This is a genomic window from Bradyrhizobium guangdongense, assembly GCF_006483445.1.
Taxonomy (GTDB): domain Bacteria; phylum Pseudomonadota; class Alphaproteobacteria; order Rhizobiales; family Xanthobacteraceae; genus Bradyrhizobium; species Bradyrhizobium guangdongense_A.
Genome location: NZ_PPPT01000195.1, coordinates 14,068 through 38,400, shown reverse-complemented (window position 1 = coordinate 38,400; position 24,333 = coordinate 14,068). Strand labels below are relative to the sequence as shown.

Annotated in this window: 21 protein-coding genes; 11 read left to right on the top strand and 10 right to left on the bottom strand. The window is 63.9% G+C overall.

Features of this window, described 5'->3' with window-relative positions:
* Positions 1-42 precede the first annotated feature (42 nt).
* From C2U70_RS26745 to C2U70_RS26710, 8 genes are all read left to right on the top strand, one after another.
* The gene (locus C2U70_RS26745) at positions 43-804 is read left to right on the top strand and encodes an outer membrane protein (RefSeq protein ID WP_140981618.1); all 762 of its coding nucleotides are present in this window, start codon (positions 43-45) and stop codon (positions 802-804) included.
* A 74-nt stretch (positions 805-878) separates the two neighbouring features.
* Positions 879-1,469 (top strand): glutathione S-transferase family protein, encoded by a 591-nt coding sequence (locus C2U70_RS26740; protein ID WP_140981617.1) that lies wholly within the window; start codon positions 879-881, stop codon positions 1,467-1,469.
* Positions 1,470-1,484: 15 nt separating this feature from the next.
* On the top strand, positions 1,485-1,952 hold the full coding sequence (locus C2U70_RS26735; protein ID WP_140981616.1) for a GNAT family N-acetyltransferase: 468 nt from the start codon (positions 1,485-1,487) through the stop codon (positions 1,950-1,952).
* A gap of 158 nt (positions 1,953-2,110) precedes the next feature.
* A complete protein-coding gene (locus C2U70_RS26730) occupies positions 2,111-2,317 on the top strand; it encodes a hypothetical protein (protein WP_140981615.1) in 207 nt (68 codons plus the stop codon).
* 79 nt (positions 2,318-2,396) lie between these two features.
* Positions 2,397-3,569, top strand: a complete 1,173-nt coding sequence (locus C2U70_RS26725) for a phosphoserine transaminase (RefSeq protein ID WP_140981614.1) — start codon at positions 2,397-2,399, stop codon at positions 3,567-3,569.
* Positions 3,570-3,697: 128 nt separating this feature from the next.
* Complete coding sequence (gene serA / locus C2U70_RS26720; RefSeq protein WP_140981613.1) at positions 3,698-5,287, top strand: phosphoglycerate dehydrogenase; 1,590 nt, start codon at positions 3,698-3,700, stop codon at positions 5,285-5,287.
* Between the two features lie 209 nt (positions 5,288-5,496).
* Positions 5,497-6,669, top strand: coding sequence for a thiolase family protein (locus C2U70_RS26715; protein WP_140981612.1), 1,173 nt, complete (start codon positions 5,497-5,499; stop codon positions 6,667-6,669).
* Positions 6,670-6,865: 196 nt separating this feature from the next.
* Positions 6,866-8,839, top strand: a complete 1,974-nt coding sequence (locus tag C2U70_RS26710) for a methyl-accepting chemotaxis protein (RefSeq protein WP_140981611.1) — start codon at positions 6,866-6,868, stop codon at positions 8,837-8,839.
* Here C2U70_RS26710 and C2U70_RS26705 read toward each other — a convergent pair.
* On the bottom strand, positions 8,836-9,888 hold the full coding sequence (locus C2U70_RS26705) for an AraC family transcriptional regulator (protein WP_140981610.1): 1,053 nt from the start codon (positions 9,886-9,888) through the stop codon (positions 8,836-8,838). The two genes, C2U70_RS26710 and C2U70_RS26705, sit on opposite strands and share 4 nt — an antisense overlap.
* 202 nt (positions 9,889-10,090) lie before the next feature.
* On the opposite strand from C2U70_RS26705, the gene C2U70_RS26700 reads away from it, so the two are divergent.
* Both C2U70_RS26700 and C2U70_RS26695 read left to right on the top strand, forming a co-directional pair.
* Positions 10,091-10,693: a response regulator transcription factor gene (locus tag C2U70_RS26700; RefSeq protein ID WP_140981635.1), complete on the top strand. Its 603-nt coding sequence runs from the start codon at positions 10,091-10,093 to the stop codon at positions 10,691-10,693.
* Positions 10,694-10,885: 192 nt separating this feature from the next.
* On the top strand, positions 10,886-12,571 hold the full coding sequence (locus C2U70_RS26695) for a mucoidy inhibitor MuiA family protein (protein ID WP_140981609.1): 1,686 nt from the start codon (positions 10,886-10,888) through the stop codon (positions 12,569-12,571).
* A gap of 179 nt (positions 12,572-12,750) precedes the next feature.
* On the opposite strand, the gene C2U70_RS26690 is transcribed toward C2U70_RS26695, so the two are convergent.
* The 4 genes from C2U70_RS26690 to C2U70_RS26675 form a co-directional block, all read right to left on the bottom strand.
* Positions 12,751-13,593 carry a carbohydrate ABC transporter permease gene (locus C2U70_RS26690; protein WP_408918131.1) on the bottom strand — a complete coding sequence of 281 codons (843 nt, stop codon included), beginning with the start codon at positions 13,591-13,593 and terminating at the stop codon, positions 12,751-12,753.
* 52 nt (positions 13,594-13,645) lie between these two features.
* The gene (locus tag C2U70_RS26685; protein WP_140981607.1) at positions 13,646-14,602 is read right to left on the bottom strand and encodes a carbohydrate ABC transporter permease; all 957 of its coding nucleotides are present in this window, start codon (positions 14,600-14,602) and stop codon (positions 13,646-13,648) included.
* A 171-nt stretch (positions 14,603-14,773) separates the two neighbouring features.
* On the bottom strand, positions 14,774-16,123 hold the full coding sequence (locus C2U70_RS26680) for an ABC transporter substrate-binding protein (RefSeq protein WP_140981606.1): 1,350 nt from the start codon (positions 16,121-16,123) through the stop codon (positions 14,774-14,776).
* Positions 16,124-16,240: 117 nt separating this feature from the next.
* Positions 16,241-17,284, bottom strand: a complete 1,044-nt coding sequence (locus C2U70_RS26675; RefSeq protein WP_186294488.1) for a C-terminal binding protein — start codon at positions 17,282-17,284, stop codon at positions 16,241-16,243.
* A 245-nt stretch (positions 17,285-17,529) separates the two neighbouring features.
* Here C2U70_RS26675 and C2U70_RS26670 point away from each other — a divergent pair, with 245 nt between their 5' ends.
* Positions 17,530-19,215 (top strand): methyl-accepting chemotaxis protein, encoded by a 1,686-nt coding sequence (locus tag C2U70_RS26670; RefSeq protein ID WP_140981604.1) that lies wholly within the window; start codon positions 17,530-17,532, stop codon positions 19,213-19,215.
* 84 nt (positions 19,216-19,299) lie between these two features.
* Here the strand turns inward: C2U70_RS26670 and C2U70_RS26665 are convergent, their stop codons facing one another.
* The 5 genes from C2U70_RS26665 to C2U70_RS26640 form a co-directional block, all read right to left on the bottom strand.
* On the bottom strand, positions 19,300-20,592 hold the full coding sequence (locus tag C2U70_RS26665; protein ID WP_140981603.1) for a TRAP transporter large permease: 1,293 nt from the start codon (positions 20,590-20,592) through the stop codon (positions 19,300-19,302).
* Entirely contained in the window at positions 20,583-21,134 is a 552-nt protein-coding gene (locus tag C2U70_RS26660) for a TRAP transporter small permease (RefSeq protein ID WP_140981602.1), read from the bottom strand. Before C2U70_RS26660 ends, C2U70_RS26665 begins: the two co-directional genes overlap by 10 nt.
* Positions 21,135-21,195: 61 nt before the next feature.
* Complete coding sequence (locus C2U70_RS26655; protein WP_140981601.1) at positions 21,196-22,167, bottom strand: TRAP transporter substrate-binding protein; 972 nt, start codon at positions 22,165-22,167, stop codon at positions 21,196-21,198.
* A 21-nt stretch (positions 22,168-22,188) separates the two neighbouring features.
* The gene (locus C2U70_RS26650; protein ID WP_140981600.1) at positions 22,189-23,022 is read right to left on the bottom strand and encodes an NAD-dependent epimerase/dehydratase family protein; all 834 of its coding nucleotides are present in this window, start codon (positions 23,020-23,022) and stop codon (positions 22,189-22,191) included.
* A gap of 327 nt (positions 23,023-23,349) precedes the next feature.
* A complete protein-coding gene (locus C2U70_RS26640) occupies positions 23,350-24,327 on the bottom strand; it encodes a Bug family tripartite tricarboxylate transporter substrate binding protein (protein WP_140981598.1) in 978 nt (325 codons plus the stop codon).
* Positions 24,328-24,333: the final 6 nt, after the last annotated feature.

The window sequence follows — 24,333 nt, the reverse complement described above, 5'->3', positions numbered from 1 at the left end:
CATGATCACCGGCGAAAAGTTCGTGTTCGATGGAGCGTTGCGATGCGTCGGTTGATGTTGGTGGCTGCCATGTTGGGGTCGGTGTCCGCCGCGCAAGCGGCCGATATGCCCGATCTTCCCATCCTGCGCGGCGGATTCACCGACGGCCTGTCCACCTCCAGAACAAACTGGCAGGGCTACTATGTCGGCGGCCAAGCCGATTACGGCAACATCGCATCGAAGATCTCGCCGTCGATCAACAGCGACCTCCAGTCGACCTTCGTAACGCCGGGCCCCGCCTACACCTGGCAGGGACTGCCGCTTGCGAAAAGCAACCACACCGGCTTTGGCGGCTTTGCCGGATACAATGCGCAGTGGGACGACGTCGTCCTCGGCATCGAGGCGAACTACATTCACTTCGGCTTCAAGCCGACCTCGGCCTCGACAGGAATAACCTACAACATCGCAAACGCCGCGATCGCCACCACCGCTTCGTCCGCGACCGTCGGCATCTCCGATTTCGGATCGCTGCGCGCGCGCGCCGGCTATGCCTGGGGATGCTTCCTCCCTTATGCGTTCTTCGGCGGCGGGGTCGGATATCAGACGGTCGATCGCTTCGTCTCGGCGTTTCCGGCACCGGTGCTGCCTGCCACGACGTCCTCGAGCCAATCCAAGCTGGTCTATGGATATTCCGCCGGCCTCGGTGTCGACGTCATGCTCATGGGTGGTCTGTTCGTCCGTGCCGAATACGAATTCCAGCGCGTGACCTCGAACATCGAGTCGAACATCAATACCGTGCGCGCGGGCGTCGGCTACAAGTTCTGACGCACCGGCATGGCGCCGGTTGACAGGGCCGTTTGGCCCTGATGCTCTGTCGTTCCTGTATTGGAGCGACGGCTGTGAAAATCTACGGCGATTCGAATTCCGGCAACTGCCTGAAGGTGAAGTGGGTCTGTGACAGGCTCGCATTGCCCTATCAGTGGATCGAGATCGACACCCGCAAGGGCGAGACGCGCACAGCCGAATTCCTCAGGATGAATGGCGCCGGCCAGGTGCCGACGGTCGCCTTCGACGACGGCCGCACGCTGGCGCAGTCCAACGCCATCATCCGCTATCTCGCGCGCGACAGCGCGCTGATCCCGCGCGATGCCTTTGCCGCGGCCAAGATGGACGAATGGCTGTTCTGGGAGCAGTACAGCCACGAGCCCTATATTGCCGTGTGTCGCTTCCAGATGGTCTATCTCGGCAAGAGCGCATCCGAGCTCGATCCGGAGAAGGTGAAGCGCGGCTATTCCGCGCTCGACCGGATGGAGCAGCATCTCGCAGACAACAACTACTTCGCCGGCGACGCCGTCTCGCTCGCCGACGTCTCGCTGCTGGCCTATACCCGGCTTGCCCATGAGGGCGGCTTCGATCTTTCGCGCTACGCTGCGATCCGACGCTGGATCGGCGAGACCGAGAAGAGCTTCGGCCTGGCCCCGGTGCGCTGAGCTCTGGATCAAATCATGGCCGGAAACTCCATCACCATCCGACGCACCCGCCGCGACGACGTGCCTGCGATCGTTGCCATGCTCGCCGACGATCATCTCGGCAGCGCGCGCGAACGTCTCACCGATCCGCTGCCGGGGTCCTATTTCGACGCATTCGAGAAGGTCGATGGCGATCCGACCTTCCGCCTCGTTGTTGCCGAGACCGGCGAGGGCAGGGTGGTCGGCTGTCTTCAGCTCTGCATCTTGCCGGGTTTGAGCTCGCAAGGCGCCTCGCGCGGCCTGATCGAGGACGTCCGCGTCGCTTCCGATTGCCGCAGCCGCGGCATTGGCGAGCTATTGGTGCAATGGGCGGTCGAAGAGGCGCGTGCGCGCGGCTGCAAGCTCGTCGAGCTGTTGACGCATCAGAGCCGCGTCGACGCGCAGCGCTTCTACACGCGGCTCGGATTCACCGCGAGCCATGTCGGCATGACTGTCCGCTTTTGACGCAAGCCGTCGCACCCCTTGCAACGCCTGCACATTTCGCTCGCGCGTTGGTGTTCATTAAGAGCTGATAAACTACCGGGCGCGCGTTCATGTTCGCCGTGGAACGATTGGTGTATCGTTGAGTCTCCCATCCGGCGCGGGCAGTTTGGGGGATTTCGATGACCAGCTATTCCTTGATCAAGGTCGGCAACGACTATGTCGTGCAGGCCGATCATCAGTGCATTTTGAAGGTCGCGAGCCGCCGCAGGGCGGCGCAATTGATCAGTGAGGCCTTGGGCTTACTCAACGCCAAGGCTGCGGCCGAGGGGTCTGCGGAAACGCCCGCGGAGCCATCACTCCAGCGTGAGACGCCCAAAGTTCCTTGACTGCTCTACCCGATTCCCGTATCAGCCGCGGCGGGACACCTCCCCCCAACGGGAGGCTTACTATCTGGAAGGGTAGACGATGACTGTAGCGAAGCCCGCTTCGCGGCCGACCGTGCCGCATTTCTCCTCCGGCCCCTGCGCCAAGCGCCCCGGCTGGAACGCCCAAAATCTCAAAGACGCAGCGCTCGGCCGTTCGCATCGCGCGAAGGTCGGCAAGACCAAGCTCAAGCTCGCGATCGATCTGACGCGCGAAGTGCTCGAGGTGCCCGGCGATTATCGCATCGGCATCGTGCCGGCCTCCGATACCGGCGCGGTCGAAATGGCGCTGTGGTCGTTGCTCGGCGCACGCCCCGTCACCACGCTCGCCTGGGAATCCTTTGGCGAGGGCTGGGTCAGCGACATCGTCAAGGAATTGAAGCTCAAGGACGTCACCAAGCTCAACGCGGCTTATGGTGAGATCCCCGACCTGTCGAAGGTCGATCCCAAGAGCGACATCGTCTTCACCTGGAATGGCACCACCTCTGGCGTGCGCGTGCCGAACGCGGACTGGATCAGTGCGACCCGCGAGGGCCTGACCATTTGCGACGCCACCTCGGCGGCGTTCGCGCAGCCGCTCGACTGGGCCAAGCTCGATGTCGTGACCTTCTCCTGGCAGAAGGCACTGGGCGGCGAAGCCGCGCACGGCATGTTGATCCTCTCGCCCCGCGCCGTTGAGCGCCTCGAGACCTACAAGCCGGCCTGGCCGCTGCCGAAGATCTTTCGCATGACCAAGGGCGGCAAGATCAACGAAGGCATCTTCGTCGGCGAAACCATCAACACGCCGTCGATGCTCTGCGTCGAGGACTATCTCGATGCGCTGAACTGGGCCAAGTCGATCGGCGGTCTCAAGGCGCTGATCGCGCGTGCCGACGCCAACACCAAGGTGCTCGCCGATTGGAAGGCGAAGACGCCCTGGATCGACTTTTTGGCGAAGGACGCTGCGATCCGCTCCAACACCTCGGTGTGCCTCAAGTTCACCGATCCGGCGATCACCTCGCTCTCGGACGACGCGCAGGCGGAGTTCTCCAAGAAGCTGGTCGCGCTGATCGAGAAGGAAGGCGCGGGCTATGACTTCGCCTACTATCGCGACGCGCCCGCAGGCCTGCGCATCTGGTGCGGCGCCACCGTGGAAGCAAAGGACGTCGAGATCCTGACGCAGTGGATCGACTGGGCCTTTGCCGAGACCAAGGCGCAGCTCGCCAAGGCGGCGTAACGCGTTCCAACTCATTCTCGTCATGGCCGGGCTCGACCCGGCCATCCATCAAATCAAGAGAGATGGACCCGCGGGTCAAGCCCGCGGGTGACGCTCCGTAAATGCAGCTCGCACCACGGATTACATCCATGACCAAACCCAAAGTTCTCATTTCCGACGCGCTCTCTCCTGCTGCCGTGCAGATCTTCAAGGATCGCGGCGTCGAGGTCGACTTCCAGCCGAACCTCGGCAAGGACAAGGACAAGCTCGCCGAGATCATCGGCAATTATGACGGCCTCGCGATCCGCTCCGCGACCAAGGCGACCGCTAAGATCATCGAGAAGGCGACCAACCTGAAGGTGATCGGCCGCGCCGGCATCGGCGTCGACAATGTCGAGATCCCGGCGGCGACCGCCAAGGGCATCATCGTGATGAACACGCCGTTCGGCAATTCGATCACGACCGCCGAGCATGCCATCACCCTGATGCTGGCACTCGCCCGCGAGATCCCGCAGGCCGACGCCTCGACGCAGGCCGGCAAGTGGGAGAAGAACCGCTTCATGGGTGTCGAGATCACCGGCAAGGTGCTCGGGGTCGTCGGCTGCGGCAATATCGGCTCGATCGTCGCCGATCGTGGCCTCGGCCTGCGCATGAAGGTGATCGCCTACGATCCCTTCCTGTCGCCCGAGCGCGCCAAGGACATCGGCGTCGAGAAGGTCGAACTCGACGACCTGCTGCGCCGCGCCGATTTCATCACGCTGCACACCCCGCTGACCGAGAAGACCAAGAACATCGTCGACGCATCAGCGATCGCCAAGATGAAGAAGGGCGTCCGCCTGATCAACTGCGCCCGCGGCGGCCTGGTCGACGAGCAGGCAGTGGTCGATGCGCTGAACTCCAAGCACATCGCGGGCGCCGCCTTCGACGTGTTCGTCGAGGAGCCGGCGAACTCGAACGTGCTGTTCGGTCATCCCAACGTGATCTGCACCCCGCATCTCGGCGCCTCCACGACGGAAGCGCAGGAGAACGTGGCGCTGCAGGTCGCCGAGCAGATGTCGGACTATCTGCTCACCGGTGCGATCTCCAATGCCATCAACTTCCCCTCGATCACGGCGGAAGAAGCGCCGAAGCTGAAGCCGTTCATCGCGCTCGCCGAGAAGCTCGGCTCGTTCGCCGGACAGCTCACCGAGACCGGCATCCTCAAGGTCACCATCACCTATGAGGGCCATGTTGCCGCGATGAAGATCAAGGCGCTGACCTCGGCGGTGCTGTCGGGCCTGCTGCGGCCGATGCTGGGCGAGGTCAACGTGGTGTCCGCACCTGTCGTCGCCAAGGAGCGCGGCATGGTGGTTGACGAGGTGACCCGCGCCGCGCAGAGCGACTATGAGAGCCTGATTACGGTGACCGTGTCGACGGAGCGCCAGGAGCGCTCGGTCTCCGGCACCGTCTATCACGACGGCAAGCCGCGCCTGGTCGACATCAAAGGCATTCGCGTCGACGCCGAGTTCGGCAAGACGATGATCTACGTCACCAACGAGGACAAGCCGGGCTTCATCGGCAAGTTCGCTGGGCTCCTGGGCGATGCCAAGATCAACATCGCGACCTTCCATCTCGGCCGCGTCTCACAGGGCGGCGACGCCATCGCACTCGTCGAGGTCGACGGCGCGGTGCCGGCTGACGTGCTCGCCAAGGTACAGGCGCTGCCGCAGGTCAAGCAGGTCAAGGCGCTGACGTTCTGAGTAACGCAGTCATTCCGGGTTCGGCTCTTCGAGCCGCCGCGGAATGACGAACATCATACCATATATTCCGATCTGCGGAACAAGCGCCGCCTCCACCTCCCGGAGGCGGCGTTTTTCTTTGCCGCGGCCGTCAAACTTTGTGTACCAATGGTCCCAAGACTGACCGTACAAGACCGGCCAACTCAGGTCGTCCGAAAAGGGAGAAAGCAATGCGTGAAGCCGTCATCGTTTCCTACGCGCGCACGGGTCTGGCGAAGTCCGGCCGTGGCGGATTCAACATCACCCCGCCGATGTCGCTGGCCGCGCATGCCATCAAGCACGCGGTCGATCGCGCCGGCGTCGCCTCGGACTACGTCGAGGATTGCTATCTCGGCAATTGCGCGCATGGCGCGCCGAATATCGGCCGTCAGGCCGCGCTGCTCGCGGGCTTGCCGAAGTCGACCGGCGGCGTCTCGGTGAACCGTTTCTGCTCGTCGGGCCTGCAGACCATCGCGATGGCTGCGAACTCGATCCGCTCCGACGGCTCCGACTGCATCGTCGCCGGCGGCGTCGAAAGCATCTCGATCCCGGGCGGCGGCACGCCGAAGGAGTCGATCGACCCGGAGCTGCTCAAGTCCGCGCCCGCCATCTTCATGGCGATGATCGACACCGCCGACATCGTCGCCGAACGCTACAAGGTCAGCCGCGAATATCAGGACGAGTATTCGCTGGAGTCGCAGCGCCGCATGGCGGCCGCCCAGCAGGCCAACAGGTTCAAGGACGAAATCGTCCCGATGAAGACCAAGATGAAGGTGGTCGACAAGCAGACCAAGGCCGAATCGATCGTCGACTATGTCGTCGACCGCGACGAGTGCAATCGCCCCGAGACCACGCTCGAGGGTCTCGCCAAGCTCGAGCCGGTGAAGGGTCCGGGCAAGTTCGTCACGGCCGGCAACGCCAGCCAGCTCTCGGACGGTGCTGCGGCCGTCGTGCTGATGGAAGCCAAGGACGCCGAGAAGCGCGGCCTCAATCCGATGGGCCGCTTCGTCGCCTGGGCTGCCGCTGGTTGCGAGCCTGACGAGATGGGCATCGGGCCGATCTACGCCGTGCCGAAGCTGCTCAAGCGCCATGGCCTCAAGATCGACGACATCGACCTTTGGGAGCTGAACGAGGCCTTTGCCAGCCAGTGCCTTTATTCTCGCGACAAGCTCGGCATCGATCCCGCCAAGTACAACGTCAATGGCGGCTCGATCGCGATCGGTCATCCCTTCGGCATGACCGGCGCGCGTCTCACCGGCCACATCCTGCAGGAGGGACGTCGCCGCAAGGCGAAGTGGGGCGTCGTGACGATGTGCATCGGCGGCGGCCAGGGCGGCGCCGGACTGTTCGAGATCTACAGCTAACGCGTTCGCGTCCCCGCGACGCTTGTATGTAAGGCAGCACGGCGCGACGAGCGCCGTGCTTTTTTGTTGGGCGTATGTGCACTCTGACGTGCATTGTGTCATAAAACACGTAATCGTACGTGCCCGCAAATTAACGGAAGTTTTTAATCAATATCGCCTGATAGACCGCATCAGCCACAACTGAGGCTTTCGTCAGATGCGGTCACTCTCCCTTCGTCTCACGCACAAGATCACCGCAATCGGCGTCATCGGCGTCATCGGCGTCGTCATGATCGGCGGCATTCATCTCTATGGCGAGCGGGCGATGGCCGTCTATCGCGACGCGGCCGACAATGCGCGCGCGATCTTCGAGCTGAACAACAGGATCGCAATCGCGTTGCTCGAGGGGCGTCGCGCCGAAAAGGACTTCTTGCTGCGCAGCGATCCCGCCAAGGCGCAGCGCCAGGCCGAGATTGCGCGGGACTCGTCCGCCGACATCGAGAAGCTGCGCAGCAAGGTCGCGGCACTCGGCAAGCCCGAGCTGGTGCAGAAAATCGACGCGATGAGCGCCTCGCTGAAAGACTATCAGAGCCATTTTTCCGCGGTCGTCGAGCAGCGGCAGAAACTCGGGCTCGACGAAAAGTCCGGCCTCGAAGGGCGCCTGCGCGCCTCCGTCCACGACATCGAGACCAAGGTCGACCAGCTCCGCGACGCGCAGCTCAAGGTGACCATGCTGATGATGCGTCGTCACGAGAAGGATTTCATGCTGCGGCGCGACGCCAAATATGGCGACGACATGAAGAAGCGTGCATCCGAATTCCAGGCTGGTGTCGATACGGCGCCGGGCGGTGACGATGCCAAGGCCGAGCTGCGCCAGAAACTCGCCGATTATCAGCGCGACTTCGGCGCGTGGATGGAGACTGCGCTCAAGCTCGCGGCGTCGCTCAAGTCGATGTCGGAGGCGTTCTCGGCGGTCGAACCCGTCATCGAGCAGGTTTCGAAATCGGTCGATGCCATCCGGTCCGAGGCTGACCGGCTCAACAATGTCGAGCGCGACAGCATCCAGTTCTGGATTGCGGTCGCGATCGCCCTGATCGCTTTTGGCGTGCTGGGCCTCGGCTTCTTCATCGGCCGTTCCGTCTCGAAGCCCCTCGCTGCGATGCGCGCGGCGATGATCGAGCTCGCCAACGGCAACTTTGCGATCGTGCTGCCCGGCCTCGGGCGTCCCGACGAGATTGGCGAGATCGCGCAGGCGGTCGAGACCTTCAAGGTCAACGCCGAGCAGAAAGCGCGCGACGAGGCCGAGGAGAAGATCAGGCAGGATCAGCTCGCCGCCGAGCGTCGCCGCGCCGACATGATCAGGATGGCTGATAATTTCGAGGGCGCGATCGGCCAGATCGTGGATACGGTGTCGTCGGCGGCGACAGAACTCGAGGCGTCCGCGACGTCGCTGACGTCCACAGCCGGCCGTTCGAAGGAGCTCGCCACCATGGTCGAGGCGGCGTCGGAAGAAGCGGCGACCAACGTGCAGTCGGTTGCCTCGGCCGCGGAGGAATTGAGCGCGTCCGTCAACGAGATCAGCCGCCAGGTGCAGGAATCGGCACGCATCGCCAGCGAGGCCGTCGATCAGGCGCGGCAAACCAATGACCGCGTCGGCGAGCTCTCAAAGGCGGCGGCGCGGATCGGCGACGTGGTCGAGCTGATCAACACCATCGCAGGCCAGACCAATCTCTTGGCGCTCAACGCCACCATCGAGGCGGCGCGCGCGGGCGAGGCCGGCCGCGGCTTTGCCGTGGTCGCCTCCGAGGTCAAGGCGCTGGCCGAGCAGACGGCGAAGGCGACCGGCGACATCGGCCAGCAGATCTCGAGCATCCAGTCGGCGACGCATGAATCGGTCGGCGCGATCAGGACCATCAGCGGCACGATCGAGCGGCTGTCGGAGATCTCCTCGGCGATTGCCGCCGCCGTGGAAGAGCAGGGCGCCGCCACCGGCGAGATCTCGCGCAACGTCCAGAACGCCGCCGCCGGCACCACGCAGGTCAGCGCCAACATCACCAATGTGCGCCAGGGCGCGACCGAAACAGGCTCGGCATCCTCGCAGGTGCTCTCCGCCGCGCATTCGCTGTCCGATGACAGCAACCGCCTCAAGCTCGAGGTCGGCCGCTTCCTCGATACGGTGCGCGCGGCCTAGATCCTTGCGGCCTGCACGCCGACATCGGCTTTGCCATCCACGCGCGGCCGTGCCGGTCGCACGCCCTTGCGCCAGTCGGTGATCGAGCAGCCGAAGCGGCTGCGGAACCAGCGGGCCATGGCGCTTTGCGCGGAGAAGCCGAGTTGCTGGGCGATCGCCGACAGCGACCGGCCGGGATCCTCGACCAGCTTGGTGACGAGCTCGGCGCGTTGGGTATCGAGGATGGCCGAGAAGCTGGTGCCGCAGTCGGCGAGGTGACGGTGGATGGTGCGGCGGTTGCACGCAAAATGCTCCGCGACGCGCTCGACCGTGCAATTGCCGGTGGCGAGCAGCGCGCGCACGACCTCGTCCACCTTTTCGTCCCAGCCGCCCGGCCGCGTGTCGATGGCCTCGACGCGCTTGCGCAGATAGCTCGCCATCAACGGGTGCGCGCTCGGAATCCTGCGCTTCATGTCCTCGGCCGAAATCACCACCGCATCCATCTCGGCGTTGAATGCGAGCGGACAGCCGAAGAATTTACGATGGCGGCTCTGATCGCGCGGCGGAGGATAGCGGAAGTGCACCTCGAGCGGCCGCCATTTGTCGCCGATCAGCGATTGGATGACGCGGTGGACGGTTCCGAGCCCGAGATCGATGGACTGGTTGGATGCGCTGGGATGACGGCCGCGCAGCGCGAGCGCGATGACGATATTGTGTCCGCTGCGACTGATGTCGAGCCGCATGCCCTCGTGATGGATGTGGATGTAGCGCGCCAGTGCTTCGATCGCGCCGCCAATGGTGGCCTGCTCGCGGACCACGAGCGCCACGGGGCCGAGATTGGTGAGGCCGCCGTGCTCGGCCATTCGCAAGCCGAAATCTTGAGCACCTGAAGATGTTGCCGACGTTTCGAGCAGACGCCGGAAGCCGGTCACTGCGATGCGGACCTCCGGCCGTTCGAAACAGGCCAGTGGAAGCCGAACCTTGCGCATGATCTGGTTGGGGTCGAGTCCGACCGACCGGGCAATTTCCGGATAATGGGTCAGAGCTGCGCTGCGAATGAGATCGGTCATACCAGCCATTCCCGCAGATGTCCCGAATTGTAAAGTTTATGTCCCAATTCGTCAAATCCCGGAACCGGATGGAACATACATAAGCAAAACCGAAGCGCTGGCACTGATGCCGCGCTGACGACGGTACGCCGGGACGGGGTTGTTTTATTCCCGGATGGCCGTCTCGGACGCTTTTGACCAAAACATTGTTGAGCCGGATATGATGCCAGGAAACACGATTTCCAAGGGCGAGGTATTTGTCATTGATACCGACGCCTCCTCCCGCGAAGAACTCTCCGCAGCACTGCAGCGGAAGGCCTATGACGTGATCTGCTTTGCCGACGGCGCGTCGCTGCTGTCCGAGGCCAAGGTTCGTATGCCCGCTTGCGTGCTCCTGGAAATGCAGGAGCCCGGCCATTTCGATACGCTGCGGCGTCTCCGCGAGGAGAACTGCATGGCACCGATCCTGGTGACGTCGGCCAATGGCAGCATTGCAATGGCGGTCGACGCCATCAAGAGCGGCGCGTTCGACTTCATCGAGAAGCCGTTCCAAAGCCATGAGATCGTCGACCGCATCGACGCCGCGATCGACGAGTTCGGCCAGCCGGAAGCCGGCCAGCAGCGGTGGCTTGCTGGCTGCGAGCCGTTGACGGCGCGCGAGGCCGAGGTGCTGGAGCATCTCGCGGCGGGCCTCACCAACAAGGAGATCGCCCGGCTGATGCGGCTGAGCGCGCGAACGGTCGAGGGATACCGCGCCAGCATTCTCAAGAAGGCCAGTGCCAAGAACGTGACGGACCTGCTCCGCCGTCTCTACGGGCAAACCTGAACCGGGGCTGAAAATCAGCCATCCGGCGCGTGCGGCCGGATGACGCGAGCCGCCGCCACGCTATCGCCGTCCGCGCGCCCCGCGGAAACCTCAATCGAACCAGTTCCTTTCCTGCCGCGTCTCATTCCGATGGCGAGGCATTTTCTCGCGCGCCCGGCTGGCGGCGCGGCGAGGCTGGCAGGAGGGAATTTTATGCGAACGATTGCAAAATATCTGGCAACGACGAGCCTGGTCCTGGTTACGGCGGCGGTCGCTGCGCCGTGCTGGGCCGCGGACGTGGACGCCAGTTCGGCCATCGACGCCGTCACCGTCTATCCCGATGGCGCGAGCATCACCCGCATCATCACGCTGGACCTGCCGTCCGGCGATTCAACCTTGGTCGCCAAGGACTTTCCGCTGACGCTCGATCCCTCGTCGCTGCGGGTCGAAGGCGATGCGACGGCAAAGCTCACCATCGGCTCGATCGACGCCCGCCCGCCGCGCGCGGCACCGCCGGTCAATCTTCCCGAGCTCGACAAGCGCATTGAGGCCCTGAAGGACGAGCGCGGCAACCTGCAAGGCACGATCGATGCGGCCAATGCGCGGCGCAAATTCGCCGAGCGCTTTGCCGAGGCCTCGCCCGCCGGCATCGGCGAGAAGGGCGAGGCGCGGCCGATGTCCGAATGGCGCGCGGCCTTTGCGGCGGTCGCCGAGGAGATCGCGACCGCCGACACCGCGATCCGCGAGGCCACGCGCAAGCAGCGCGATCTCGACCGCCAGATCGGCCAGTTGGAGGCCGAGCGTTCCGCAAAACCGCCGAGCAAGCTGGAGGTGCGGATCGACGTTGCCTCAGCCGCCGCCGCCAAGGCGACGTTGCGGGTGACCTACAATGTGCGCAACGCGCGCTGGCTGCCGCTCTACGACGCGCGTCTCGACACCGGAACGAAGGACCGCAAGCCGCAGCTTGAACTGGTGCGCCGCGCCGAGATCACGCAGGCAACCGGCGAGGATTGGTCGAATGTCAGCCTCGGTGTCTCCACCGTCCGCGTCAACCGCGGCGGCAGCGCGCCGGAGCTGAACTCGCTGGTCGTCAGATATCCGCAAATCCCAAAGCCGCTGGCATTGGGCACGATGTCGGATTCGGCGATGCCCGCCGCGGCGCCGCCGCCGATGACGCGGCAGGCGCAGTCGCCGGCGATGGCCAAGGCGGCGGAGCCTGAGCAGCGCGAGCGCGCGGACGAACAGCAGGCCAATGCCGAGATCGGCGATTTCCAGGCCGTGTATCAGATATCCGGACGCGTTAGCCTGGGCGCCAATGAAGGCGCCAAGAGCCTCTTGATCTCTTCCATGACTGTCACGCCTGACATCGCCATCCGCGCCGCGCCGGTCGTGGACCCGACTGCCTATCTCGAAGCGTCGTTCAAGCTCGCCGAAGACACCAATCTCCTGCCGGGCAAGGTCGCGATCTTCCGCGACGGTACCTTCGTCGGCCGCAGCAAATTCTCGGCCGCCGCGCGCAACGATGCCATCCGGCTCGGCTTCGGTGCCGACGACAAGATCAAGATCGAGCGCTCGGTGATCCGGCAGAATGAAGGTACCACCGGCGTGATCTCGTCATCCAAGACCGACGCGCGCTCGTTCCGCACCGTCGTGCGCAACGGCCACGATTTCCCGATCCGCATCGCGATCGAGGATCAGCTTCCGGTCAGCGAGAACGAGGACATCGCGGTCGAGATGCAGTCCTCGACCACGCCGCCCACATCGACCAATCTGCGCGACAAGCGCGGCGTGCTGGAATGGGCGTTCGACGCCAAACCCGGCGAGGTCAAGGAGATCAAGTTCGCCTGGCGCATCCGCTGGCCCAAGGACAAGGGCATCGTCATGACGCCGGCGGGCTGATTGCTTCGCCTCTCCCCGCGTGCGGGGAGAGGCCGACGCGCGCCGAGCGATGCGAAGCATCGTCCGGAGCGCGTCGGGTGAGGGGAGCCTCCGCGAGTCCGTCTCTCCGTATGCGCCGATAGAGCCCCTCACGCCGCCCTCTCCCCGTAAGAACGGGGAGAGGGGACGAGAGAAAGAGTCTATTCCTTGACCGCGCCGGTCAGCGAGGACACGTAGTAGTCCACAAACAGCGAGTAGAACAGCGCGACGGGCAGCGATCCCAGCAGCGAGCCCGCCATCAGCGCACCCCATTGATAGACGTCGCCGGTGACGAGCTCGGTCAGGATCGCAACCGGCACCGTCTTGTTGGCGCCGCTCTGGATGAAGGCGAGCGCGTAGATGAACTCGTTCCAGGACAGCGTGAAAGAGAAGATGCCGGCCGAGATCAGGCCGGGCACCGCGAGCGGCAGCGTGATCCGCCGCAGGATCTGCAGCCGCGTCGCGCCGTCGACCAGCGCGCATTCCTCGAGCTCATAGGGGATCGACTTGAAATAGCCGATCAGCAGCCAGGTGCAGAACGGCACCAGGAAGGTCGGATAAACCAGGATCAGGGCCATCGGCGAGTCGAACAGGCCGAACTGCACGATCACGGTCGCCAGCGGAATGAACAGGATCGACGGCGGCACCAGATAAGCAAGGTAGATGCCGAGCCCGACATAGGGGCTGCCGCGGAAGCGCAGGCGTTCGATCGCGTAGGCCGCGAGCGTGCTCGCGAACAACGACAGCGTGGTCGAGCCGACGGCCACGAACATCGTGGTCTTCAGCCAGGTCGGATAGGCCGTGTTGAACAGCAGGTGCTTGATATGTGCCAGCGTCGGCGAGGTGATCCAGAACGGGTTGTGCTCCTTGTAGTTCAGAAGCTCGGCGTTCGGCTTGAACGACGTGATCGCCATCCAATAGAACGGGAACAACAGGATCAGCACGAAGCAGGACAGCGGCAAATAGATCATCATCACCCGTCGCGCGCGGGAATCCCACGCCATCGTGTCGGGCGTGGCGCTGGCGACGTTGGTGTTGCCCGGTGAGGCGGCGACGTCAGTCATTGGCTTCTCCCTGCTGCCATTTGCGGCGCGCGAGGCCGAAGTAGGAAAACAACGTCGCGAACACGAGGAACGGAATCATCGAGACCGCGATCGCGGCGCCTTCGCCGAGCTCGCCGCCGGCGATGCCGCGCTGGAACGCCAGCGTCGCAAGCAGGTGCGTCGAGTTCACCGGGCCGCCGCGCGTGATGGCGTAGACGAGCTGGAAGTCGGTGAAGGTGAAGATGATCGAGAAGGTCATGACGATGGCGAGGATCGGCATCATCATCGGGAAGGTGATGTAGCGGAAGCGCTGCCAGGCGCTGGCGCCGTCGAGCATCGCGGCCTCGTAGAGCGAGGGCGATATGGTCTGGAGCCCTGCGAGCAGCGAGATCGCGACGAAGGGGATGCCGCGCCAGATGTTGGCGGCGATCAGCGAGAACCGGGCCGGCCAGGGCGTGCCGAGGAAATCGATATTGCTACTGCGCCAGTGCAGCACGTCGACCAGCAGATAGGAGATGATCGAGAACTGCGGATCGTAGATCCACCAGAACGCCAGCGCCGAGAGCACGGTCGGAACGATCCAGGGCAACAGCACGATAGCGCGCAGCAGGCTCTTGAGCGGAAAATGGTTGTTGAGCAGCAGCGCCAGCCAGAAGCCGAGCGCAAATTTCCCGAAGGTTGCAATGCCCGTATAGACCACGCTGTAGAAAACGGCATTCCACCACAAGGGATCGGTGAGCAGATACTGGAAATTCTCCAGGCCGATGTAGGTGCCGCGCCGCCCAATTGTTGTGTCGGTGAAGGCGAGCCAGACGCCGAGGCCGAGCGGATAGGTCAGGAACACCGCCAACAGGCCGATTGCGGGCGCAAGGCACATTACGATCAGGAACGGCTTGTAGTCGAAAAGCCGCACGATCCAGCCGGGTTGGCGGACCGCCAGGGCGGGAGAGGAGAGTGTGGTCACGGACATTAGGGCGTTGTCCTGTTATCAGTTATTAACACGCCGTCATTGCGAGCAAAGCGAAGCAATCCAGAGTCTTTCCGCGGGGGTAGTCTGGATTGCTTCGTCGCATCAGTGCAAAATTGCTTCGCAATTTTGTCACGGGCTCCTCGCAATGACGGTGGCTTTGTGGTTCAGGCGTTACTTCGACGCCTGCCGTCGGAAGTACCGCTTTGCACGCTGCTCAGCCTCGGCGGCTGCGGTTTCGGGCGTCGCCGCGCCGGTTGCGACCGAGGCGAACATCTGCACCAGCACATAGTCCGCGCGTACCGCACCGCTGGCCGCCGAAATCGGGCCCTTGTAGCCGGTGTAATACGTGCTGTTCATGGTGTCCTTGAAGATCGCAACCTTGGGATCGCCCTTCCACACCGCCGAGTCGGCATAGGCCGGGAGCGGCTGCGCCCAGTAGCCGCTATTGGCGTTGAGCCAGGGCTCGTACTGGTCCTTCTCCATCATGAACTGGAGGAAGGCCTTTGCGGCGTTGGGATACGGGCTGTGCTTGAACACCATCGCGTTCAGCGTCAGGCCCGACATCGGCGAGATCGGCGCAAAGAATTTCGGCAAGAGCTGATGTTCGCTGTCTTCGGCGATCGCGGCGGTCGCCGGATCGTTCTTCAGCGAGAAATACAGCGAGACGCCGTTCGCGGTCAGTGCGATTTCCTGCGAGGAATAGGCGCGGTTGTTGCTGACGTCGTTCCAGGACGGCGTTCCCGCGATGAAGGTCGGATAGAGCTCCTTCACGAAGTTCAACGCCGCGATCGTCTCCTTGCTGTTGATGGAGACATTGCCTTCCTCGTCCAGCAGCGTGCCGTTGTGCGCCCACAACATCCATTCCGCAAAGCCGTTGCCGTCGCCGACGGCGTTGCCCAGCGCAAAGCCGGCGGGCTTGCCGGCCTTTTGCAGCTTCTTGCAGAGGTCGAGGAAACCGGCCGCGTCGTCCGGCACCTTGTCGAAGCCGACCGATTTGATGACCGACTTGCGGTAGATCAGGGGACCGGCAGTCGCCCCGAACGGCAATCCGATCCAGGTGTCGCTCTTGGCCTTCTTGCCGTAGGCTTTTGCGAGGTTTTGCCAGCCGCCGTAGCGCTTGCCGAGATAGTCGGCGAGGTCGCTGAGATCGATCAGCTTGTCGACATAGATGTGCGGCGCGTCGGAGAAGCCCATGATGATGTCGGGGCCGGCGCCGGAGTTCGAGGTGACCGCGGTCTGCTGGTTGATGTCCTCCCAGCCGACGAAGTCGACCTTGACCTCGACGCCAGTCTCCTTGGTGAATTTTGCCGCGTTGGCGCGGAACACGTCCTCATCGGCCTGCACGAAGCGGACCGGGCGCAGCATCTTCAGCGATGCGCCCTTCTCGATCGCCCATTTGGGCGCCGGAACGTCGGCGGCCTTGATTGCGGATTGTGCCTGCGCCGGCGCGCCGGTGACGGCAAGTGCCGCGGCGGACACGCCCAGTGCCAAGGCATCGCGACGGGTGAAGTCGTTCCTCATCAGTTCCTCCCTATGATTTTTTCGCCGTCCCGGCGTTGATCGCCGGTGAAGGGTCTCTTCGGTTCGGACAAGTCTAGTTCAACGGATCTCCGTTTCCTTCGAAGCCAACTCTGCCGGTTAGCTGTTCGGGCCGCGATCCATGCTGACGGGTTGCCAGCGGCGGAGCGCGGTGTTTTGCAGCACCGACGGATTGACACAGCTTACCGGCCACATCCCCTGCAGCACCAGTGACAATTCGTAGCCCACGCGGCGCTTGCGCGCTTCGTCGAACCGTGCCGAGGCCGAGGCCACATGGGCGGTCAGGGTTACGTTCTCCATCCTGAGGATGGGATTGTTGTGCGACGGCGGCTCCTTCTCCAGCACGTCCAGCGCCGCATGCGCGATCCAGCCCTCCTGGAGCGCCTTGATCAGGCTCTCCTCGTCCACGGTGGCGCCGCGGCCGGTATTGATGAAGACCGAGCTTTTTTTCATCTGCCGGAAGTGCTTCTCGGTCAGCATGTGGTGCACTTCGGGCCGGGCCGGGGCGTGCATGGAGACGAAATCCGACTGCGACAACACCTCGTTCAGGGTCGCCGGGATGACGCCGTGGTCGTACAGCAGCGTTTCCTGGATGAAGGGGTCATAGGCCATCATCCTGAGGCCGAAGGGGGCGGCGCGCTTCGCAACTGCACGTGCGACCCGGCCGAACGAGATGAAGCCGAGCGTCTGCCCCATCAGGCGGGGGATTTTCAAAAGCGCGGGCCGGCCCTCGGCCCAGCGTCCCTGCCGGACCATCTGGTCCTGCTCGACCAGGCGGCGGAAGCCCGCGAGCAGCAGCATCATGGCGTGGTCGGCGACCTCCTCGATGAAGGTGTCGGGAATGTTGGTGACGGGAATGCCGCGGGCGGTGGCTGCCTTCACGTCGACGCTGTCGACGCCGACCGAGCCGAGCGTGATGACCTTGCAGTTCTCCAGCGCGTCGATGACCGTCTTCGAGATCGGCATGCCCTTGGCGTAGATCGCGTCCGCCGTCTTGGCCGCCGCGATGAACTCGGCCTCGTTGGCCGGCGCCTCGATGATCTCGGCATCGATGGGGTCGAGCGCCTCCCGCTCATAGGAATAGTCGCTGCCGGCGACCGTAAAGCTCGCGCCCTTCGGTGTCAGCACCCTGTATTTCGGCATTTCCTGCTCCCGATTTTGCTGTTCGGTTCTTGTTCTTGACCCGCCTTTGCAGCGGGCCTGTTCGTCTTTTACGCGAAAGCGGCCGGAGTTCGTACAATCGTCGGTTGCCGGAATACCGGACTTTCGCGGATGTCAGGGCTTCTACGGAGTTCCCGTAACAAAGCGCTAAGGGGTCTCACCCTAGAAGTTGATTCAAATTGTATCGATCCGATGTGCGTCTGTCCCTCATCCCCGGAGCAATCCCCGTGAAGTTGAGCAATATGAAGATCGCCCCCAAGCTTGGCATCCTTGTTGGCGTTACCCTGTTTGGCTTGTGCATCTCCGGGGTGCTCGCCGGCTATCTGATGAAGCGCGAGATGGTCGAGGCGCGCATCGATCAGGCCAAGGCGATCGTGGAAATGGCGCGCAATTATGCAGCCGCGCTCAAGAAGCGAATCGATGCCGGCGAGATGACGAAGGATGCCGCGATGGCCGACCTTCGCCGCTACGGCAATTCGATGACCTACGACAAGGGTTCGGGCTACCTGTTCGGCACCACCTATGACGGCATCACCCAGCTCGCGCCCGACCCGAAGGCGATCGGTACGAACCGTATGGAGGTCGAAACCAACGGCCGCAAGCTGTCCAAGGAGCTCATGGACGGCGTCAAGGCCAATGGCTCGATCCTGCTCTATTATGAATATGTGAAGCCCGGCCAGGAGAAGCCGATCCGCAAGCTCGGTTGGGCCGTCGCCGTCCCTGGCTTCGACATGTACCTGGGCACGGGCGCCTATCTCGACGACATCGACGACAAGATGGCGCCGGTGGCCTGGCTGCTCGGCCTGTCCATACTCGGTATCGTCATCATCGCCGGCAGCGTGGCCTGGCTGCTCGGCCGCAGCATCAGCCGTCCGCTGGATATGCTCGGCACCCGCATGAAAGAGCTCGCCGACGGCAAGCTCGAAGGCGACATCCCCGGCGTTGGCCGCGGCGACGAGGTCGGCGCGATGGCCTCGACGGTGCAGATCTTCAAGGACAACGCGGTGCGCATCCGCGACCTCGAAAAGACCGAGGCGGACGCCAAGGAGCGTGTCGCAGCCGAACGCCGAAGCGCGATGGAGAACATCGCCAACGACTTCGAACGCAGCGTCAACGGCATCGTGCGCTCGGTCTCCTCGGCTGCCGCCGGCATGCAGACCACGGCGCAATCGATGACCGCGACCGCCAGCGACGCCAGCGCCCGTGCGGCAACCGTCGGCGCCGCCTCGCAGCGCGCCTCTGGCAATGTCGGCACGGTTGCGGCCGCCGCCGAAGAGCTGTCGAGCTCGGTCACCGAGATCTCGCGTCAGGTCACGCGTTCGACCGAAGTCGCCAGCAAGGCCGTCAACGACGCCGAGCGCACCAATGCCACCGTGCAGGTGCTGTCGTCCGGCGCCGAGAAGATCGGCGAGGTCGTCAAGCTGATCCACTCGATCGCGGCGCAGACCAATCTGCTCGCGCTCAACGCCACCATCGAGGCGGCGCGCGCCGGCGAATCCGGCCGCGGCTTTGCGGTGGTCGCATCCGAGGTCAAGGCGCTGGCCAACCAGACCGCCAAGGCCACCGAGGAAATCTCCGCCCAGGTGGCGGCGATGCAGACCTCGACCAGCGATGCGGTCGCGGCGATTGCCGGCATCACGCAGACGATTGCGGAGATGAGCGAGATCACCGCCGGCATCTCCACCTCGATCGAGCAGCAGGGCGAGGCGACGCGCGAGATCGCCCGCAACATCCAGTCGGTTGCGGCCGGCTCGAGCGAGATCAACACCCATATCGGCAGCGTCACCTCGGCCGCGGAAGCGACCGGCGCGGCGGCGTCCGACGTGCTCTCCAACGCCCGCGAACTGGACAACCAGTCCGGCGCGCTGCGCAGCGCCGTGGACGGCTTCCTTGCCAAGGTGCGCGCGGCCTAAGCCAGCGCAGGACGAAACAAAAAGGGCGGGCACACGCGCGTCAGCGCCGTGCCCGCCCTTTCTGTTTGATGCCATGGGCCGACCTTATCCCTTGTACCCCATCAGCAGGCGCGGCAGCCACAGCGAGAAGGCGGGGACGTAGGTCACGAACATCAGTGCCGCGATCAGCGCGGCGTAGAACGGCAGGATGGTGCGCATGACGGCGCCCACCGAGATGCCGCCGATGGCGCAGCCCACGAATTGCGTCGTGCCGACCGGCGGAGTGTTCAGGCCGAGCGCACAGTTGATCAGCATCAGCATGCCGAACTGCACCGGATCCATGCCCGCCTTCATCGCGATCGGCAGGAAGATCGGGGTGCAGATCAGGATCGTCGCGGCCATGTCCATGAAGGTGCCGAGCAGGAACAGGATGATGTTGATGAGCAGGAAGATCATCCAGGGTTCCGAGGACAGCTTGTTCATCATCGCGCCGGCGAGGTCGGCCACCTCGTAGAGTCCCATCAGATACTGGAACATGGTGGAGACGCCGATCAGCAGCAGCACCACGCCCGTCGTCTTCACTGCCTTGGCCGCGGCCTTCAGGAAGTGCTTCCAGGTCATGGTGCGGTAGATGAAGAAGGTCAGCAGGATCGTGTAGGTGACCGCGATGGCCGCCGATTCGGTTGCGGTGAAGACGCCGGACAGGATGCCGGCGAGGATGATGCCGACGATCAGAAGGCCGGGCAGCGCGGCCGCGAAGGAGCGAATGACTTCGGCCCAGCCCGGGAATTTGCCGGCTGGATAGCCGCGCTTCACCGCCACGGCATAAGCGGCAACCAGCATGCAGGCCATCAGTACCAGCGCGGGCAAGATGCCGGCGGCGATCAGCGCGCCGATCGAGACCTTGCCGCCGGCGGCGAGCGCATAGATGATCATGTTGTGACTGGTCGGCATCAGCGCGCCGACCAGCGAGGCATGGGTGGTGACGTTGACGGCGTAGTCGGTGTCAAAACCCTCCTTCTTCATCATCGGGATCATCACCGCGCCCATCGCCGACACGTCGGCCACGGGGGAGCCGGAGACGCCGCCGAACAACGTGCAGGCGACCACGTTCGCCATGCCGAGGCCGCCGCGGATGTGTCCGACGAGGTTCTTGGCGAGCTGCACGATCTTGTCGGCAACGCCGCCATGCAGCATCAGCTCGCCGCTGAAGACGAAGAACGGAATGGCCAGGAACGAGAAGATGTTCATGCCCGACATCATCTGCTGGAAGATGACGGCAACGGGCAGGCCTTCATAAAGGATGGTGCAGATCGCCGAGAGGCCGATCGCAAACGCGACCGGTACGCCGAGGATGAGGAAGCCGAAGAAGGTGGCGCCGAGAATGATCAGTTCCATGACGGAATGACCTCTTCGCCGCGCAGGAGCGCGATGATGTGCTCGATGGAAAAGGAAACGATCAGGACGCCGGAGGCGATCAGCGGGACGTAGCGGACGACCTCGGGCAGACCGAGATTGGGGATCTTCACGGTGCCGACCGAGGCGCCGAGGATCCAGCCATTATAGGCCATCGCGATACCGAACACGGCCACCAGAACGTGGATCACGAGCTCGATCGTCTCGCGCGTGCGATCCGGAAGCATCACCAGGAGACTGTCCATGCCGATGTGCCCGGCATCGCGCACGCCGACGGCGGCGCCGATCAACGTGACGTACAGAATCAGAACCAGCGCAAGGTTCTCGGTCCAGGTCGGGCTGGAATTAAGCACGTAACGTCCGAACACCTGGTAGAATACGATGATGACGATGACGAGCAGGCCGCTCACGGACAAATACATGCCCACGCGCGCGATCGGTGCATTGATCCGCGACAGCAAGCCGGTCGACGGCTTTCCCGCCTCCGCTTCCGGCTCGTGGCTTCCCGAGTGATTGTCCGACATCCCCATCTCCTTGCGGGATTCCGGTGCCGCCGGTCGGCGACACCGGAACCGGCGTCGTGTCTTACTTCGTGTCCTGGATGCGCTTGACGAGGCTCTTCAGCTTCTCGTCGTTGGCGAACTTGTCGTACACCGGCTTCATCGCATCGACGAATTCCGCCTTGTTGGCGATCGTGATGACCTGAACGCCGGCCGCTTCGACCGTCTTGCGCGAGGCCAGCTCACGCTCGTCCCAGAGCTTGCGCATGACCGGCACCGAGTCCTTGGCCGCCTTGCGGACCGCCGCCTGGTCTTCCTTGCTGAGGGTGTCCCAGACCTTCTTGGACATGACCAGTACTTCGGGCGCGAGCGAGTGCTCGGTGACGTTGTAGAATTTGGCCGCCTCGAAATGGCGCGAGGATTCGTAGGACGGCCAGTTGTTCTCGGCCGCGTCCACCAGGCCGGTCTTGAGTGCGGTATAGACCTCGCCATAGGGCATCGGCGTCGCGTTGGCGCCGAGGCTCTGGATCATGCCGACCCACAGATCGGACTGCTGGACGCGGATCTTGAGGCCCTTGAGGTCGGCGAGCGACTTGACCGGTGCCTTGACGGTGTAGATGGACCGGGCGCCGCTGTCGTAATAGGCGAGGCCGATCAATCCGGCGGGCTCCATGGCCGCCAGAATTTCATCGCCGATCGGACCGTCGAGGACGGCGCGCATGTGCTTGGTGTCCCGGAACACGAAGGGCAGGCACAGGGGAATGGTTTCCGGCACGAAATTGTTCAGCGGCGAAGAGTTGATGCGCATCATGTCGAGCGCGCCGATCTTCAACTGCTCGATGGTGTCCTTCTCGGAGCCGAGGGCACCGTTGGGAAATACCTTCACGCCGAGCTTGCCGCCGGTCGCCTTCGCGAGCTCCTGGCCCATCGACTTGACGGCCTCGACGGTCGGATAGTCGGCGGGATGCACGTCGGCGGAGCGGAAATCGCGGGCGCTCGCCAGGGGCGCCGTGATCGCCAGCGCCGCGGCTGCGATGATGCCGGTCAGTGTCTTCATGTGGTCGTTCCTCCCTGTTGATTATGTCGTGGTCGCGCAGAAGCTTTGGGACGCCGTAGGGCGCTCCTGTTCAGGTGTGAAGTCAAGCGTCACAAACGCACCACCTTGGTAGGATTGTGCGATGGAATCGAGCGGGTTCGGCTGCTTCAGGATGTCAGTCGCGAAGTCTTCGGCGTTGTCGCCCGGCGCATAGCCGATCTCGGCGCAGTTGAGCGGCGTGAGATAGCTGCGCGTGTTGTTGGAGACGCCCCAGACGTCGAGATAGCCGACCGCCGGCGCCCTGATGCTGCACAGTGCCAGCGAAACCATGTCGTCGTGACTGAGCCAGGTGCTCAAATGCCGGAAGTTCGAAGGGCGGGCCTCGCAGCTCCCGATCCGCAGCGAGATTCCCTCGATGCCGTGCTTGTCCCAATACATCCGCGCCATGCCCTCGCCCCACATCTTGGACAGGCCGTAAAGGCCGTCGGGCCGGAACGGTGCGTCGGGGGCGAGCTTTGCACTGACCTCGTGCATGCCGAAGGCGTGGTTCGAACTGGCGAACACGATGCGCTTGACGTTGTTGCGGCGCGCGCCTTCGTAGACCTGGTGCAGGCCGATCAGATTGTTCTCGATGATCTCGGGCAGGGGCCGCTCGACGCTGGTCCCGGCAAGATGAATGAGGACGTCCACGCCATTAAGGAAGCGATCGACGAAGGCGGTGTCGCGGAGGTCGCCGTTCATGACGTCCTCGCCCTCGTGCTGCGGTGCAATCGAGGGCTTCCAGCCGGCAGAGCGCAGCGCGATGCCGTGCTTCGGCAGCTCGCGGCGCAGCAGGCTGCCGATGTTTCCGCTTGCGCCTGACAATGCGACTTTCATCGCACCCTCGGCAATCGCGCCGCGCCGTCGGCCGGCGCCGGGCGCGAGGTGATGATGCAGATTGCATCCATGGATGTTTCTTCCCGCTTCTCGGCTCGACCGCTATTGGTTGCGGATTGGAGGTTCGGACGAGACAGTCGTCCATTGCTGTGCGAGCGCGCTCTACGGGCGCGATGTCGCCAGCTTCGTCCTTAGGGCGGGCAGCATTCTCTGTCCAAGCCAAATCTGGCATCGATCAATGCTGGAGTTGCATTGATCGCGCGGCGCCCCGCAAGGGGGCGCTTGGCTCGTCCGGTGCGAGGCGGGGCCGTCAGTCGCGGCGCGTGCTTACTGCGCCTCGATATTGGCGTTCTTGATCAGCTTCTCCCACAGCACGAGCTGATCCTTCACGAAAGTGCCGAGCTCCTCCGGCGTGCCAGAGAAAGCGTCCATGCCGAGGGTCGCGAGCTGGGCCTTGATCTCCGGCTTCTCGACGATCTTGCGGATCTCGGCATTGAGCCTGACGACGATCTCCTTGGGCGTGCCAGCGGGCGCGAAATAGCCCTGCCAGGAGGTGATGTCGAAGTCGGGCACGCCGGCCTCCTGCATCGACGGCAGGTTCGGCACCAGCGGCGAGCGGTCCTTGGTGGTGACGGCGAGCGAGCGCAGCGCGCCGCCATTGACGTGCGGTAGCCCCGTGAGGATGTCCACGAACATCATGGAGACGCGGCCGCCCATCACGTCGTTGAGTGCCGGCGGCGAGCTCTTGTAGGGCACGTGCAGCATGTCGATTCCGGCATTATGCGCAAAGGTCGCGCCCGACACGATCGCCGACGACGAGCCCGAGGCGTAGCTCAGCTTGCCCGGATTGGCCTTGCCATAGGCGACGAGCTCGGCGACGGACTTGGCCGGCACGTCGGGATGGACCACCAGCATGAAGGGCAGGTCGCCGGTGCGCGCGATCGGCGCAAAATCCTTCACCGGGTCGTAGGTGAGGCTCTTCAGCAGATAGGGATTGGCCGAATGCGTGGTGTTGGTGGTGACCAGCAGCGTGTAGCCGTCGGGGGCGGCGCGCGCGACGAAGGTCGCGGCCAGCATGCCGTTGGCGCCGGCCTTGTTCTCGATCACGATGCCAACGCCGAGCGCCTGCGAAAGATGCTGCGAGATGATCCGCGTCGTGGTGTCGGTGCCGCTGCCGGCGGCAAACGGCAGCACCAGCGTGATGTTGCGGTTCGGATAATTTTGCGCCTGCGCGGCGGCGGTGGCAGCAAAACCCGCGAGCAGCAATGCGGCGGCGCGCAAGCCGCGGAGGACGAATGATGACATTCCGGA

Excerpts from the sequence above, each read along its gene's own strand:
- C2U70_RS26745 (WP_140981618.1), top strand. The coding sequence starts at position 43 with ATGCGTCGGTTGATGTTGGTGGCTGCCATGTTGGGGTCGGTGTCCGCC.
- C2U70_RS26735 (WP_140981616.1), top strand. The coding sequence starts at position 1,485 with ATGGCCGGAAACTCCATCACCATCCGACGCACCCGCCGCGACGACGTG.
- C2U70_RS26730 (WP_140981615.1), top strand. The coding sequence starts at position 2,111 with ATGACCAGCTATTCCTTGATCAAGGTCGGCAACGACTATGTCGTGCAG.
- C2U70_RS26725 (WP_140981614.1), top strand. The coding sequence starts at position 2,397 with ATGACTGTAGCGAAGCCCGCTTCGCGGCCGACCGTGCCGCATTTCTCC.
- serA (WP_140981613.1), top strand. The coding sequence starts at position 3,698 with ATGACCAAACCCAAAGTTCTCATTTCCGACGCGCTCTCTCCTGCTGCC.
- C2U70_RS26715 (WP_140981612.1), top strand. The coding sequence starts at position 5,497 with ATGCGTGAAGCCGTCATCGTTTCCTACGCGCGCACGGGTCTGGCGAAG.
- C2U70_RS26710 (WP_140981611.1), top strand. The coding sequence starts at position 6,866 with ATGCGGTCACTCTCCCTTCGTCTCACGCACAAGATCACCGCAATCGGC.
- C2U70_RS26705 (WP_140981610.1), bottom strand. The coding sequence starts at position 9,888 with ATGACCGATCTCATTCGCAGCGCAGCTCTGACCCATTATCCGGAAATT.
- C2U70_RS26700 (WP_140981635.1), top strand. The coding sequence starts at position 10,091 with ATGCCAGGAAACACGATTTCCAAGGGCGAGGTATTTGTCATTGATACC.
- C2U70_RS26695 (WP_140981609.1), top strand. The coding sequence starts at position 10,886 with ATGCGAACGATTGCAAAATATCTGGCAACGACGAGCCTGGTCCTGGTT.
- C2U70_RS26690 (WP_408918131.1), bottom strand. The coding sequence starts at position 13,593 with ATGGCGTGGGATTCCCGCGCGCGACGGGTGATGATGATCTATTTGCCG.
- C2U70_RS26685 (WP_140981607.1), bottom strand. The coding sequence starts at position 14,602 with ATGTCCGTGACCACACTCTCCTCTCCCGCCCTGGCGGTCCGCCAACCC.
- C2U70_RS26680 (WP_140981606.1), bottom strand. The coding sequence starts at position 16,123 with ATGAGGAACGACTTCACCCGTCGCGATGCCTTGGCACTGGGCGTGTCC.
- C2U70_RS26675 (WP_186294488.1), bottom strand. The coding sequence starts at position 17,284 with ATGCCGAAATACAGGGTGCTGACACCGAAGGGCGCGAGCTTTACGGTC.
- C2U70_RS26665 (WP_140981603.1), bottom strand. The coding sequence starts at position 20,592 with ATGGAACTGATCATTCTCGGCGCCACCTTCTTCGGCTTCCTCATCCTC.
- C2U70_RS26660 (WP_140981602.1), bottom strand. The coding sequence starts at position 21,134 with ATGTCGGACAATCACTCGGGAAGCCACGAGCCGGAAGCGGAGGCGGGA.
- C2U70_RS26655 (WP_140981601.1), bottom strand. The coding sequence starts at position 22,167 with ATGAAGACACTGACCGGCATCATCGCAGCCGCGGCGCTGGCGATCACG.
- C2U70_RS26650 (WP_140981600.1), bottom strand. The coding sequence starts at position 23,022 with ATGAAAGTCGCATTGTCAGGCGCAAGCGGAAACATCGGCAGCCTGCTG.
- C2U70_RS26640 (WP_140981598.1), bottom strand. The coding sequence starts at position 24,327 with ATGTCATCATTCGTCCTCCGCGGCTTGCGCGCCGCCGCATTGCTGCTC.